The organism is Arthrobacter sp. ZGTC212 (assembly GCF_002929255.1).
In the GTDB taxonomy this organism is placed as follows: Bacteria; Actinomycetota; Actinomycetes; order Actinomycetales; family Micrococcaceae; genus Arthrobacter_B; species Arthrobacter_B sunyaminii.
In genome coordinates, this window is sequence record NZ_PJIJ01000001.1 from 468,548 (window position 1) to 482,223 (window position 13,676).

Sequence of the window (13,676 nt, forward strand, 5' to 3'; positions counted from 1 at the left end):
GGCGGGTCCTGTGCCCGCGGCTACTGCCTGCGGATAACGGCTACCATCCTTCAAGGGACTCCAGTACGGTCCCGCAAGTCTCCCCCTCACGAACGGAATCCATCATGCTTCACGGCACGGCCGCCACAGTGGTGCTGCTGCGCGATGCGCCCGACGGACTGCAGGTCCTGTTGCTGGAGCGTCCCCGCCACCGGGGATCCTTTGCCGGCGCCTGGGTGTTTCCCGGTGGGCGGGTGGACCCCGAGGACTACGGACTGCCGGCGGATTCGGTGCAGCCTACGGCGAACGACGACGGTGAACTTGCGGCCGCGCTCCGGGCGGGCGTGCGTGAAACCGAAGAGGAAACCGGGCTGCGCCTGGCGGAGCCCAACCTGGTGCGGCTTTCCTGCTGGGAGCCGCCGCCCGAAGCGCCGCGCCGCTACCGGACGTGGTTCTTCCTGGCCGAAGCACCCGAGGGAGAGATCCTGCTCAGCCCCGAAGAACACGTGGACGCGGTTTGGCTGACTCCCGCCGATACCTTCCGCCGGCAGCGGGAGGGGAGCATGGAACTGTACCCGCCCACTTGGGTGACACTGCACGGGCTGCTGGGGGTGGAAACGGTTGCCGCCGCGCTCGCAGCGGCCGGCGCTGCCGCGCCGCAGACCTACACAACCCGCCAGCTGCCCGGCCAGACGCCGCCGGTAATGGTCTGGCACGGCGACGCCGAGTACCCCCAGCTGCCCGGCGACCCGGAGGCCCGGCACCGGCTGGTCATGGGCGGAGACGGCTGGCTCTACGAACGGACCCTGTAACCGGGGCCTGTAACCGGACCCTGTAACCGGACCCGGAGCCTGAAACTTACGTGCCGTTAGACTGACCCGATGAACAGCCCCTACCTGATCAGCCGCGAGCGCTTTGTTCCCGCCTCGCCGGAATCCGTGTTTGACCTGCTGGCCCGTCCGGCCATGCACAGTGTTATCGACGGGTCTGGAACCGTCCGTGACGCGCACCCCCACGGTCCTGCCAGACTGGCCCCCGGAGCCACTTTCGGCATGGACATGAAGATGGGCGTTCCCTACAAGATCCGCAACACGGTCACCGAGTTTCAGGAGGGGCACAGGATTGCCTGGCGGCATATGGGCGGTCATATCTGGCGCTACCTGCTGGAGCCTGCAGACGGCGGGACCCTTGTAACCGAGCAGTGGGATGCCAGGGGCGTCCGCCACCGCGTCATGTACCGGATCATGGGAGTGACCCGCCGGCATCCTGCGAGTCTGGAACAAACGCTGGAAAAGCTGGCGGATTATTTTGCCGCCCGGTGACTGATAAAAGGTGATGCTGCCGAACCCGGGAGCCTGCCGCGCTAGACTGGACGCCGGAAAACACGGCACCAATCAACAGCGGGAGCGGCGTGGAGATTTTGGATCCGGAGGCCGTGTTCAGGGTCGTGGACCTGGCCGGGGTGCTGGCGAACGGCGTACTGGGCGGAGCGGTTGCCCGGCAGCTGCGTATGGACCCGGTGGGTTTTGTGGTCCTGGCGCTCACCTCAGCCCTGGGCGGAGGTGTCCTGCGCGACACGCTGCTGCAGGCGGGCACCCCGGTGGCATTGACCGACCCCGCCTACCTCTTTGCCGCCATCGCCGGTGCGTTCATTGCTTACCTGATTGAACTCAAGGGCAAATGGGCCAATCGGTTCCTGATCGTCATTGATTCCTTTGCCCTTGGCTGCTGGGCCGCCACCGGAACATCCAAGGCGCTGGGCCTTGGCTTGGAGTGGCTGCCTGCCATCCTGATCGGCGTCGCCACAGCGGTGGGCGGCGGCATGATCCGCGATATCGCCGTGGGACGGGTGCCGGCGATCTTCGGCGGCAACACCCTGTACGCCACCGGCGCCCTCATTGCCGCCATTGAAATGGCCGTCCTCTATCACCTGGGACTGCGCAATGTGGGCATGGCCGTGGCCATCGTCTCCGCCGCCGTCATCTGCACCGTGGCCCGCCGCCGCGGCTGGCGCCTGCCCGGCCCGGGGGAGCTGAGCGTGCGGCTTCCGCGCCGGACGCGCAGCAAACCCAGCGGATCCGGGGCTGCCGAAGCCGGCTCACGCAAGAAGGAACAGGGTTGGCCGCGGCCCCGGTTCGGCCCCTTTCCCCGGCCTCGTTCCGCCCGCCGGAATCCGCCGGAACCCGACGGCGACGCCGCCCCGGCCCGCCGCTAGCCGCGCCTGGTGTGCCGGGTGCGGCGGTTGAGCCAAGAGCGAACCGCTGTGGCTCCTGCCACAGCCGCCGGTAACGTGAGCCCCATGACTGCTTACAAAACCGTGAACCCCGCAACCGGGGAGACACTGCAAGAATTCGCCGAAGCCACCGACGCCGAAATCAACGAAGCAATCAGCGCAGCCCACGGTGCCTTTTCCTCGTGGCGCAGCCAGCCGGTTGAGGCCCGGAGCAAGATCATCGCCCGGGTGGCCGAGCTGTACCGCGAACGCAGCGGCGAGCTGGCGGCCCTGATCGCCACCGAAATGGGCAAGCCCCTGCGTGAGGCCAAGGGCGAAGTTGCCCTGTCCGCAGACATCTACGACTACTACGCCGCCGAAGGCCCCGGTTTCATGGCCGATGAGGAACTGAGCGTAAAGGGCGGCGGCGGGGCCACCGTGCGCACCGAACCGATCGGCGCGATCCTGGGCATCATGCCGTGGAACTACCCGTACTACCAGGTGGCCCGGTTCGCCGGCCCCAACCTCATGCTGGGCAACACCGTGCTGCTCAAGCATGCCAACAACTGCCCGCAGTCAGCCCTGGCCATGGAGCAGATCTTCCACGATGCCGGGCTGCCCCGGGATGCCTACATCAACCTTTTCGCCACCAATGACCAGGCCGCGGACATCATTGCAGATCCCCGGATCCAGGGCGTTTCCCTGACCGGTTCGGAGCGTGCCGGTTCCGCCGTTGCCGAGGTGGCCGGCCGGAACCTGAAGAAGTACGTGCTGGAACTGGGCGGCAGCGATCCGTTCATCGTGCTGGATTCCGAGGACCTGGACACTACGGTCAAGTCCGCCGTGGCCGGCCGCATGGGCAACGCCGGACAGGCCTGCAACGCCGCCAAGCGCTTTATCGTCATGGAGGATCTCTACGACGACTTCGTGGAGAAGTTCACCGCGAAGATGCAGAAGATCCAGCCCGGTGATCCGCTGGACGAGGGCACCCGCTTTGGGCCGCTGTCCTCACAGGCTGCCGCAGACTCCCTGGTAGAGCAGATTCAGGATGCCGTGGACAAGGGCGCGACTCTCCACACCGGCGGTGCGTTGGTGGACGGGCCCGGCGCCTACGTTCAGCCCACCGTGCTGACCGGCGTCACGGAAGATATGCGTGCCTTCTCGGAGGAGCTCTTCGGTCCGGCCGCCGTGATCTACAAGGTCTCCAGCGCCGATGAAGCCGTAGAACTGGCGAACAGCTCACCGTACGGCCTGGGCGGCGCCGTCTTCAGCGCTGACGAGGACAAGGCCCTTGAGGTTGCTGACCGGCTGGAATCGGGCATGGTATGGATCAACGGCGTGTCCGGAACCCAGGAAGACCTGCCCTTCGGCGGCGTCAAGCGCTCCGGCGTGGGCCGCGAACTGGGACGCTACGGCATGGATGAGTTCGTCAACAAGAAGCTGATCCGCACGCCGCAGTCCCGGAAGTAGCGTAGCCGAACGGCCGGGCAGCCCTTATGCGTTTTCTTTCAGCGCGCTCCGGGCTGCCCGTTCCTCTTCCGTGGTGAAAACGACGTAGCGGTACGCGAAGTACCGGAACACGTTGCCGGCCAGGACACCGATGACGTTGCCGGAAATGTTGTCCGCAAACTGGCTGGTGAAACCCAGCACGTAGTGTGACACGAACAGGCAGCCGGTGGCGATGAGCAGCCCCACCACGTTGGTCAGGGCGAAAAGCAGGGTTTCGCTGCGGACGCTCCGCCCCCGGGTGCTGCGGAAGGTCAGGTATCGGCTGCCGACCCAGGAGACGGTCGTGGCAGCGGCAACGGAGATGACCTTGGCGGTTATGGGGCTGTCATCGAGCACCGTCGAGGCCAGGACGTTAAAAAGGGAGACATCCACAACGAAGGCCACTGCGCCGACGAGGGAGAAGGACCCCAGACGCCGCAGTACCTTGCGGACGGGTGAAATGCCGTGGTTGGCCATCAAGTAAATTCCCCTGCTGAATGTGCCCGGTAGGGTGCCGGATCCAACTGGATATTTTCACAGCCTTGCGCGGGGCACAAAATCAGCACCGGAACGGGCAAGCGGCAGCGTAACGGTGAAGACAGTGCCCTGCCCTGCCTCGCTGCGCGGGCTGTGGCGGCCGTGAGGAGGGCCGAGACGAGTGCCAGAAGCTTTTCCGAGTTTCGCAGCGCCGCCTTCAGGGACGCGGTGACGTGCCCGGCAGGTCGCCGGCGTTTTCGAGGGCCACCAGAGGGCGCGCACGGAACACACCCAACAGTGAACCGGGAAGCGGGCAGGGATACGTTGCGGCTGCCGGCCTATTCGGCGGAAAAGCGGAGTTCGGCAGCCCCGCCGTTGAACGACGTCGTCCCCGTCAGCCGCATGCGGCCGGTGGGCGCTGCGACGGGAAGCAGGGGGCGCCCGCTGCCGAGCGCCACGGGCATATAGGTGACCCGCACTTCGTCCAGCAGCCCGGCGTCGGCAAACTGGGCTGCGACATGACCGCCGCCCACCACCCAGACGTTCCGGTTGCCGGCGTCGGCCACTGCGGCTGCGCAGATATCCCGGATGTCACCGGCGGCGAAACGTACACCGGTGTCCGGCGGCGCCTGCAGATTTCTGCTGGTCAGCACCTGGCAGGGCAGGGTGCCGTAGGCCCAGGAACCGGGGTCCTCGGCGCGGACGAAGTCGTACGTTACCGAACCCATCACCAGTGCGCCGACCCCTGCCAAAAACTGGTCATAGTGCGTTTGGAACGCCTCGAAGCCGAAGTCCAGCAGCCAGTCGAGCTTGTTGTCTTCGGTGGCTATGTAGCCATCCAGTGACGATGCAACGTAATAGATGACCTTACCCATGCGTTTGAGCATAGCGGCGGGCACAGCGTCACACATCAATGCATGAGCAGCGGGCCGTCCAAACGTGCATTTCTTGCCCCCGGGATGGAAGAGTGGGGGATACCAAGCACACTGATCTTCCATGGGAGGCATGCAATGGGCGGCACAGGACCACAGGATGAACCGGAATTGGTAGCGGACCTGGTGGTCCAACGGCTCCAGGCATGGGGAGTGGGCCGGATCTTCGGGTACAGCGGTGACGGCATCAACCCGCTGATGGGTGCCCTGCGGCGGGCGGGCGGACCGGAGTTTGTCCAGGCCCGGCATGAGGAGAACGCAGCTTTTATGGCGGTGGGCCACGCCAAGTACACCGGGGAAGTGGGCGTGGTGGTCTCCACCCAGGGCCCGGGTGCCATCCATCTGCTCAACGGCCTGTATGACGCCCGGATGGACTCGGTGCCGGTGGTGGCCGTCATCGGACAGCAGAGCCTGAGTGTTTTGGGGTCCGGCTACATGCAGGAAGTGGATCTGATGCACCTGTTCCGGGACGTTGCGTCCGGATTCCGGCAGCAGGTGTCCAGCCCGGAGCAGGCACCGCTGGTTATTGACCGGGCCTTCAAAGAAGCCCTTGCTACCCGCACGCCCTCCGTGGTGATCCTGCCGCATGATGTTCAGCAGGCGCCGGCTCCGGAACTGGACCAGGAGCACGGCGTGCTTACCACCGCTCCGGTATGGCGGCCGGCCCGGATCCTGCCCCGCGACGAAGACGTGCAGGCCGCCGCCAACCTGCTGAACCGCGGTCAGAAAGTCGCCCTGCTGGTAGGGCAGGGAGCCCGCGGCGCGCAGGAACAGGTGATGGCCCTGGCCGAAAAGCTGGGCGCTGCCGTTACCACCAGCCTGCTCGGCAAGCCGTACGTGGACGAGTCCCTGCCGCTGGCGGCCGGAGTCATGGGCCATCTGGGTACCTCGGCCAGCGGTTATGTGCTGGCCAACTGCGACACGCTGCTGATCATTGGCTCCAATGACCCGTGGACCGAGTTCTATCCGCCGCCTGGGGCTGCTCGAGCCGTGCAGATCGACATCGATTCTGCGGCGATCGGCAACCGGTACCCGGTGGAAGTGGCTCTTCCCGGTGAAGCTGCCGCATGCCTGGACGCCCTGCTGCCGCTGCTCAAGGAGCGCGGACCCTCCGACTGGCGGAACGACGTCGAACAGGTGGTGCGTTCCTGGCACGAACTTGCGCGCGAGCGTGCCTTTACCCCGGCCGACCCGGTGAACCCCGAGCGCGCGGTCTACGAGCTGAGCAGCCGCATGCCGGCGGACGCCCAGGTAGCCGTGGACGTGGGCAGCAGCGTCTACTGGTACGCCCGCCAACTGCGGCTGCCGGCCGGCGTTCCCGCGCATCTGTCCAGCACGCTGGCAAGCATGGGATGCGCGGTTCCCTACGGCCTGGCCGCAAAGCTTGCCCATCCGGACCGCCCGCTCATTGCCCTGTCCGGAGACGGCGCCATGCAGATGGCCGGGATCACCGAACTGATTACGGTCAGCAGGCTCTGGCAGCAGTGGGAGGATCCGCGCTTTGTTGTCTGCGTCCTGAACAACCGAGAACTGGCGGAAGTGACGTGGGAACAGCGGGAGATGGAAACCGAACCGCGCTTCCCGGACAGCCAGGCGCTTCCGGACTTCAACTATGCCGGCTACGCGGAGCTGCTGGGCTTTGAGGGCATCCGGGTGGACGATCCGGAGCAGCTCGGTGCTGCCTGGGACCAGGCGCTCGCGGCTGACCGGCCGTGCATCATCGAGGTGGTCTCGGATCCTGACGTTCCGCTCCTGCCGCCGTTCCCCGGAGGCAAGGCACAGGCAGCGTCCATGATGGAAGCGATGGAAAAGGAAGGGCCCCAGACGCAGCACGCCCGGGACCTCCTGTCCGTCTACCTCCGCCAGGAAGAAGCCCTGGAGGGCTAGATCCCCGGCGGAGGAGGAACGTTACGGACGGGCGCCCAGCTCCACGGGCTCCTCGTCGTTCAGATACGCGGATTCGGCATGGGCTGCCATATCGATGCCCTGCAGCTCGCTTTCCTCCGGAATGCGCAGGCCGATGGTCATCGCCAGCACCTTGGCGATGATCCAGGTGACCACGAAGGAGTAGACGAGCACCGCAGCGGAGGCCAGGGCCTGGATGCCCAGCAGTTCGAGCCCGCCGCCGTAGAACAGGCCGCTGACACCGTTGGGTGCCGCGTCGGTGGCGAACAGGCCGATCAGCAGGGTGCCCAGCAGGCCGCCCACGGCATGGACGCCGACGACGTCGAGGGAATCGTCGTACCCGAGCCGGTACTTCCATTCGATGGCCAGGGAACAGACGAGGCCGGCGATCAGGCCGATGGCCAAGGCGCCCAGCGGACTGACGGCACCACAGGCCGGAGTGATGGCCACCAGGGCGGAAATCAGACCCGAGGCAGCTCCGAGAGAGGACGAGGTTCCGAGCCGCAGCCGGTCCATCAGCATCCAGCCGAGCAGGCCGGCGGCGGCTGCCACAGCCGTGTTCAGGAAGACGACGGCGGCGGAATGTCCGGCACTTAGGGCCGAACCGGCATTGAATCCGTACCAGCCCACCCAGAGCAGCCCGGCGCCGAGCAGTACCAGCGGGCGGCTGTGCGGCTTTCCGGAGGCATGCGGCCAGCCCTTGCTGCGGCCCAGGACCAGGGCCAGGGCCAGGGCTGCGACTCCGGCGTTCATGTGGACGGCAGTGCCGCCGGCAAAGTCGATGGCGCCGAGCTGGTTGGCGATCCAGCCGCCGGTGACCGACCCGTCTTCACTGCTGAAGGCGAAGACCCAGTGCGCCACGGGGAAGTAGACCAGGGTGGCCCAGAGTCCGGCAAACAGCATCCACGCGCCGAACTTCATCCGGCCGGCGGCGGCGCCGGCCACCAGTGCCGTGGTCACACAGGCAAACATCAGCTGGAAGGCGGCGAACAACGCCACGGGAATCGAAGAGTCCGGATCCTCAACCAGTAACTGGGACAGACCCAAGAATTCCAGCGGGTTTCCGAGCAGACCGGCTCCCGTGAGGGAGTTGCCGAACGCTGCGGAATAGCCGTAAAGCACCCAGAGGACTGCGACAAGGCTGGCCCCGCCGAAGCACATCAGCATCATGTTCAGGATTCGGCGTGAGCCCACCATTCCTCCGTAGAAGAAGGCGATGCCGGGGATCATTAGACAAACCAGGGCGGCGCTGGCGAGCAGCCAGGCGGTGTTTCCAGAGTCCATGGAGATACTCCATTCGGGGGTGGCCGGCCGCGCGGGCCGGAGCGGCGGGTGGAAACCGTGCTACTCCCAGCGTGGGCGCCCCGTATTACAACCGCGTTTCCGCGCAAGTTATCCCTGTGTTAACAGCTGCTGGATGCTCGCTGAACGTTTCCTAGTAGTTGAGCGGCATTCCGCGGCCGAAGGAAAAGGCACGCACCACTTCCACAATGCCCAGCACCACCAGGGCAACGCCGCCGAAAATCACCAGTGCTGCAAGGGAGCTCACCGGGAGGAACAGGACCACCACGCCGGCAATAATGCTGACGATCCCGTAGATGATGGCGTACCACCGTGATCCGCCGCTCTCCACCTCGGTCAGGGACATGATGCCCTCCACAATCCAGGCGATTCCAATGAACAGGGCGAGGACGGACAGGGAGGCCAGCGGATTACGGATCGCTGCCACTCCGGCGATCAAGAGCAGAAGGCCGATGAGGATGTTCAGGACGCGCAGTCCGCCGAGCAGCGGAGTCACCAGCCCTGTGACCACCCGGACCGCCCCGGCGACGACGAAATACAGGCCAAACAGGACGGCAATCACGTCCAGGGTGGCTCCGGGCCAGAACAAAACCAGCGCACCCAGCACCACTGAGAGGACCCCGGTGACGACCATGCCCGTGCGGATGCCCCGGACCACCTTGCGGGTGAGCTCGCTGACCTCCAGGCTCAACCCTCCGAACCCAAAAGTACTTCCTGACATGGACATGTGAAACCTCCCGTAGAGTCGGGCTGGCAGCGCCCCTGTTCCGAAAATTATCCTTCCGGGGATGCCCTGATCTCTAGGGTTGGCCTGCCGCAGAGCCCTCGGAAGGGCCAGACAGCACGCCGGTCAGTCTCCGGTGGATCCGTCCAGCAGTTCGCGCAGGATGTCCAAGTGGCCGCAGTGCCGGCCGGTTTCCTCAATCATGTGCACCAGGACCCACCGCACGTTCTGCCCGTCGTCTTCGTCGCCGTCGACGTCCCCGTCACCTTCGCCGGCGCTTCTGCCGCGGCAGCGGTCCTCGAGGTCATAGCGTTCCAGCACCTCCCGGGATTCGCGGCAGGCAGCCTCATAGTCCTTGATGAGTTCCGCGAGACTGTCATTGTCATTGACCCTGAATTCCCCGTCCGGGTCAGCGGCAGACCATCGCGTGGGCACATCCCGCTGCCCGTCAAGCCGGGTGCGGAACCAATAGCGCTCAACATCGGTCAGGTGTTTGACGAGCCCGGACACCGTGGTGAGGGAGGGCAGCAGCCGCTTGGCGCCGTCGGCATCACTGAGTCCGGCAGCCTTCATCACCACGGTGGCCCGGAAGTAATCCACAAAACCGGTCAGCGTCTCCCGTTCACCGGCAGCTTCGGGCGGTTCCGTGCGGGTATCCGGGGGTGTCTGTGCAGTCATCCGCCCAATCTAATTCACTCATCCCGGCTGGCCGGAATCCGTTCCGGTGAGCCGGGCGAGGTGGTCCTGGATCATTTGCGCCACGGCTTCATGCCCGGCCTGGTTCGGATGGTAGGGCAGCGGCCCACCCTCGGTGGGGACAAAGGCGCCCACCGTCCACGGGTCTTCCGAGCCGGCATAGTGGTCAGCGCTGGCCTTAGCCACCCGCACCACGGAACCGCCGGTGGCATTGGCCCCCGCTTCCGTCGCCAGCGCCAGATGCACGGCCAGCTCACGGCCGGCGGCGGCCTGCGCCGGTTTCATGCCGGCCACGCGGATGTGCGGGTCCAGCGGCAGCACAGTCAGATATTCCACGAACAGGACGACGGCGTTGGGGGAGCGCCGGCGGATCAGCTGCCCCACGGAGGCCATGGCCGCAGGCAGCAGCGCGAGCCGCCGGTTCAGGACGGCCGGTGCAAGGGCCTTGAGCATTTCGAGTGAGGGCAGATGCTTGAGACGGGCCAGCGGAGGCAGGCCTGCTGCCATGAGGTACGCCGCGAAGCCAATGTCATTGCCGCCGATGGTGACGGTGACGAGGTCCGTGTCCGCTGCCAGGGCATCCGCCTGCGGCGCCTGCCCGTACTGGGAGCGCCACAGCACGTCCGCGGTGGTGGCTCCGGAACTGGTGACATCAGTGAGGGAAAGCTGCAGCTGACGGGCCAGCAGGTGGGGATAGTTGACGTCAGTGCGCCCGGCCTCAGGCGGGCTGCCCGGCACCGGAGTGCCCAGTCCGGGGGCTGATGCGAACGAACTGCCCAGGGCGACGTACCGGGCTCCGGTCCAGTCTGCTGATGCTCTGTTCATTGAGTGTTCCCCTTTACAGGATGCTTTTACGGCAGGCCGAGGAGGTGCCGGATTTCGGCATCGGTGGTTTGGTCAAAGGTCTCGTAGGCCTGGCCCACGGCGGTAAGCCCAATCGCCTGCCAGGGGATGACGACGTCGTCCGCCAACGCCACTGCGGTTTCCGCCCCCGGCCCGCAGCTCACGGGAGCCGCCGCCACCAGCCTGGCCGGGTTCTGCCCGCGGAGTCCCAGCAGTGCGGCGTGCATGGACGCGCCCGTGGCCAGTCCGTCATCCACCAGCACCACCGTGCGGCCGGAAACATTCAACGGGTCCCGCCGCATGCGGTAAAGCTTGTCGCGGCGGATCAGCTCGAGCTGCGCGATGGCGGCGGCGGCTTCGAAGGCCTGCTCCGCGGAGCCGGGCCCGTCGCTGGAGGAGGTGCCGGAATGCAGGGAGCTCTGCCAGTCTGCAAGAACGGCCTCGTTTTGCACGGTAGTGACTGTCCCGGCCACCCATGCCAGTGCCCCGGCGGCCAGCTCGGGCTGCCCGGGGAGGCCCACTTTCTGCACCGCGACAACATCCAGCGGCGCGTGGAGCAGCTTGGCGACTTCGGCAGCCACGGGCACGCCGCCGCGCGGCAGGCCTAACACCACCAGGTTTGGCGCGCCGAGGTAGGGAGCGAGCGCTACGCCCAGCTGGACTCCGGCGTCCTGCCTGTCCCGATACCGGCTAAATGGTGCCATGGCTCCTCCTTGCAGGGGCCGGTTTCTTGACACGGTAGGGTGCCGCCGGCACGGCTGGCAAGGCACCGGCAGTGATCCCGTGCGGCGGATTGCGAAAGGTTGCCGGGCATAGCAGGGTGGGCGTGGAAAGGTGGACCCATGACTCCCACAGCTTTGATTACCGGCGCCACGTCCGGCATTGGTGCCGAATTTGCCCGCCAGCTCGCTAACCGCGGCTACAACCTGGTCCTCAGTGCCCGGAATGAGGAACGGTTGAAGGAATCCGCCGGCCGCCTGGCAGCCGAGTACTCCGTGCAGACGGAGTACATCGCGGCGGACCTGGCCGAGCCCGAAGGAGTTGAACGGGTGAGCCGCCGGCTGGAGAAACCGGACATCGCCATGCTCGTGAACAACGCGGGCTACGGGTTGAAGAACAGCTTTGAACGCAATGAGCTGGCCGCCGAAATGGACCATCTCAACGTTCTGGTGGCGGCACCGCTGCAGCTGAGCCATACCGCTCTTAACACGATGCTCTCGAAGATGGAAGAACCCGGGGGTCACATCATCAACGTGGCCTCCGTGGCCGGCTTCATTCCCCGCGGCACCTACAGTGCGGCCAAGTCCTGGGTCATTACGTTCAGCCGCTGGGCGAACATCAACTACGGCGGACGCGGCGTGCACGTCACAGCGCTGTGTCCCGGGTTTGTGCATACGGAATTCCACCAGCGCATGGACATGGACAAGACCCTGTATCCGGACTGGATGTGGCTTGATGCCGAACGCGTGGTCCGCGAGGGTCTTGCGGATGCCTTTGCCGGCAAGGGCATCTCCATTCCCAGCAAGCGGTACAAGGCGCTGACCTGGTTTGGCGCCCGCGGCCCGCAGGCACTCGTGACACGCATCGCGGGCCGCGGCCGGTAGCCGCCCCCGGTCCGGAACACGCCGTAATCCAGCTCGATCCTTCCGGTGCCCGCCCCCTAGTGTGGGTGGCTATGACGAGCGCCACAAATCCCAGTCCCGCGTACCTCAACCAGCTCGACGCCGAAACCGGGCGCCGCATGGAAACAGCGCAGGCACCGGTGTCGGATTTTGCCGGAGCTTCCGCTGAGCTTTCGGCGGCCGTGGAAGCACAGGTGGATGCGCTGGCTGCGGACCTCAACGACGTTGTCCATACGCTGCACGGGGATCCGGAGACAGCTTATGAGGAGCACCGAAGCGCGGCGTTCCTCGTGGATCTGCTGCGCCGCCACGGCATCAAGGCCGAGCTTGGGGCCCACGGACTGCCCACTGCCGTCAGGGCTGAAATCGGGACGGCAGGCTCCGCGGCCGAAGAGGCAGGAGCGGACCGCGCACCCGCCATCGCCATCCTCAGCGAATATGATGCACTGCCTGAGGTGGGTCATGCCTGCGGGCATAACGTCATAGCAGCCACCGGAGCCGGGGCATTCATTGCGCTGGCGAAAACGCTTGAGGAACACCCGGAGGCCTTCCCGGGCAGGGTCGTGTTCCTGGGCACGCCGGCCGAAGAAGGACATTCCGGCAAGGAAGTGATGGCCCGCAACGGCGCCTTCGACGACGTGGATGCCGCCGTCATGGTGCACCCGTATGCCATGGACCTGGCCGAGCAGGTTTGGCTGGGCCGCCGGCTGCTGACAGTGACGTTTTCCGGCGTCGCCGCCCATGCCTCCGCCCAGCCCTTCATGGGACGCAACGCAATGGATGCCGCAGCCCTGGCCTACAGTGCCATCGGCCTGCTCCGGCAGCAGCTGCCGCCCGTGGACAGGGTCCACGCCATCATCACGGAGGGCGGACAGCGACCCAGCGTCATCCCCGAAAAGGCCGTTCTGAAGCTATATGCCCGGTCCAAGTATCCGGAAACGCTGAAGGACCTCAGCGCCCGGCTGGAAGACATTGCGCGCGGCGCCGCACTCATGACCGGCACCGGCGTCACGATCGACTGGGACGAACATCCGCCCTCGCTGCCGGTCCGCACCAACTCCGCGCTGACCGGACGCTGGGTCAGTGCGCAGCAGCGCCGCGGCCGCAGCCCGCTGCCGGCCGGCGTGGTGTCGGAAACCATCGCCGCCTCCACGGACTTCGGCAACGTCAGCTACCGGATCCCCGGCATCCATCCGCTGATTGGCATTGCACCGGCGGACGTTGCACTGCATACCAGGGCCTTCGCGGAGGCGGCCGGCTCACCCGCTGCCGAATCCGGAGCCCTCGACGGCGCCGCGGGCCTGGCGCTGACTGCCCTCGACTATCTCTGTGATCCGGAGCTCCGCCGTGCCGTGGCCGAGGAATTTGCCGCTGCCGGCGGACCGGTTGATGTTGCCCGTTACTTCGACTGACAGGAAATGAGACCGGCATGACCAGTACCCCCTCTGCATCCGTCAAGACCCGCTCCAATTTTCCGGACCGCCTTTTGGGCGGCA

14 protein-coding genes are annotated in these 13,676 nt (G+C 66.2%); 7 read left to right on the forward strand and 7 right to left on the reverse strand.

All coding sequences use genetic code 11. From position 1 onward, the window contains the following. The first annotated feature begins 104 nt into the window (after positions 1-104). The 4 genes from CXQ89_RS02405 (at position 105) to CXQ89_RS02420 (ending at position 3,661) form a co-directional block, all read left to right on the forward strand. The gene (locus CXQ89_RS02405) at positions 105-791 is read left to right on the forward strand and encodes an NUDIX domain-containing protein (protein ID WP_104160172.1); all 687 of its coding nucleotides are present in this window, start codon (positions 105-107) and stop codon (positions 789-791) included. A gap of 69 nt (positions 792-860) precedes the next feature. Next, positions 861-1,301 (forward strand): SRPBCC family protein, encoded by a 441-nt coding sequence (locus CXQ89_RS02410; protein WP_104053235.1) that lies wholly within the window; start codon positions 861-863, stop codon positions 1,299-1,301. An 89-nt stretch (positions 1,302-1,390) separates the two neighbouring features. Next, entirely contained in the window at positions 1,391-2,194 is an 804-nt protein-coding gene (locus CXQ89_RS02415) for a trimeric intracellular cation channel family protein (protein WP_258059810.1), read from the forward strand. An 84-nt stretch (positions 2,195-2,278) separates the two neighbouring features. After that, positions 2,279-3,661, forward strand: coding sequence for an NAD-dependent succinate-semialdehyde dehydrogenase (locus tag CXQ89_RS02420; protein WP_104160174.1), 1,383 nt, complete (start codon positions 2,279-2,281; stop codon positions 3,659-3,661). Between the two features lie 24 nt (positions 3,662-3,685). Here the strand turns inward: CXQ89_RS02420 and CXQ89_RS02425 are convergent, their stop codons facing one another. Both CXQ89_RS02425 and CXQ89_RS02430 read right to left on the reverse strand, forming a co-directional pair. Beyond that, positions 3,686-4,156, reverse strand: a complete 471-nt coding sequence (locus tag CXQ89_RS02425) for a GtrA family protein (RefSeq protein ID WP_104160175.1) — start codon at positions 4,154-4,156, stop codon at positions 3,686-3,688. 338 nt (positions 4,157-4,494) lie between these two features. Continuing rightward, positions 4,495-5,031, reverse strand: a complete 537-nt coding sequence (locus CXQ89_RS02430) for a dihydrofolate reductase family protein (RefSeq protein WP_104053722.1) — start codon at positions 5,029-5,031, stop codon at positions 4,495-4,497. A gap of 135 nt (positions 5,032-5,166) precedes the next feature. On the opposite strand from CXQ89_RS02430, the gene CXQ89_RS02435 reads away from it, so the two are divergent. Next, positions 5,167-6,975 carry a thiamine pyrophosphate-requiring protein gene (locus CXQ89_RS02435; protein ID WP_104160176.1) on the forward strand — a complete coding sequence of 603 codons (1,809 nt, stop codon included), beginning with the start codon at positions 5,167-5,169 and terminating at the stop codon, positions 6,973-6,975. A gap of 21 nt (positions 6,976-6,996) precedes the next feature. On the opposite strand, the gene CXQ89_RS02440 is transcribed toward CXQ89_RS02435, so the two are convergent. The 5 genes from CXQ89_RS02440 to CXQ89_RS02460 form a co-directional block, all read right to left on the reverse strand. After that, entirely contained in the window at positions 6,997-8,277 is a 1,281-nt protein-coding gene (locus tag CXQ89_RS02440; protein ID WP_104053229.1) for an ammonium transporter, read from the reverse strand. Positions 8,278-8,428: 151 nt separating this feature from the next. Then, positions 8,429-9,016, reverse strand: a complete 588-nt coding sequence (locus CXQ89_RS02445) for an HdeD family acid-resistance protein (RefSeq protein WP_181032210.1) — start codon at positions 9,014-9,016, stop codon at positions 8,429-8,431. Positions 9,017-9,145: 129 nt separating this feature from the next. Then, positions 9,146-9,697, reverse strand: a complete 552-nt coding sequence (locus CXQ89_RS02450) for a DinB family protein (RefSeq protein WP_104160177.1) — start codon at positions 9,695-9,697, stop codon at positions 9,146-9,148. Between the two features lie 18 nt (positions 9,698-9,715). Further along, a complete protein-coding gene (locus CXQ89_RS02455; protein ID WP_104160178.1) occupies positions 9,716-10,540 on the reverse strand; it encodes an SGNH/GDSL hydrolase family protein in 825 nt (274 codons plus the stop codon). A 26-nt stretch (positions 10,541-10,566) separates the two neighbouring features. After that, a complete protein-coding gene (locus tag CXQ89_RS02460) occupies positions 10,567-11,262 on the reverse strand; it encodes a phosphoribosyltransferase (protein ID WP_104160179.1) in 696 nt (231 codons plus the stop codon). Positions 11,263-11,400: 138 nt separating this feature from the next. Here CXQ89_RS02460 and CXQ89_RS02465 point away from each other — a divergent pair, with 138 nt between their 5' ends. Further along, positions 11,401-12,162 (forward strand): SDR family oxidoreductase, encoded by a 762-nt coding sequence (locus CXQ89_RS02465; RefSeq protein ID WP_104160180.1) that lies wholly within the window; start codon positions 11,401-11,403, stop codon positions 12,160-12,162. A gap of 71 nt (positions 12,163-12,233) precedes the next feature. Next, positions 12,234-13,592, forward strand: a complete 1,359-nt coding sequence (locus tag CXQ89_RS02470; protein WP_104160181.1) for a M20 family metallopeptidase — start codon at positions 12,234-12,236, stop codon at positions 13,590-13,592. Positions 13,593-13,676 lie beyond the last annotated feature (84 nt).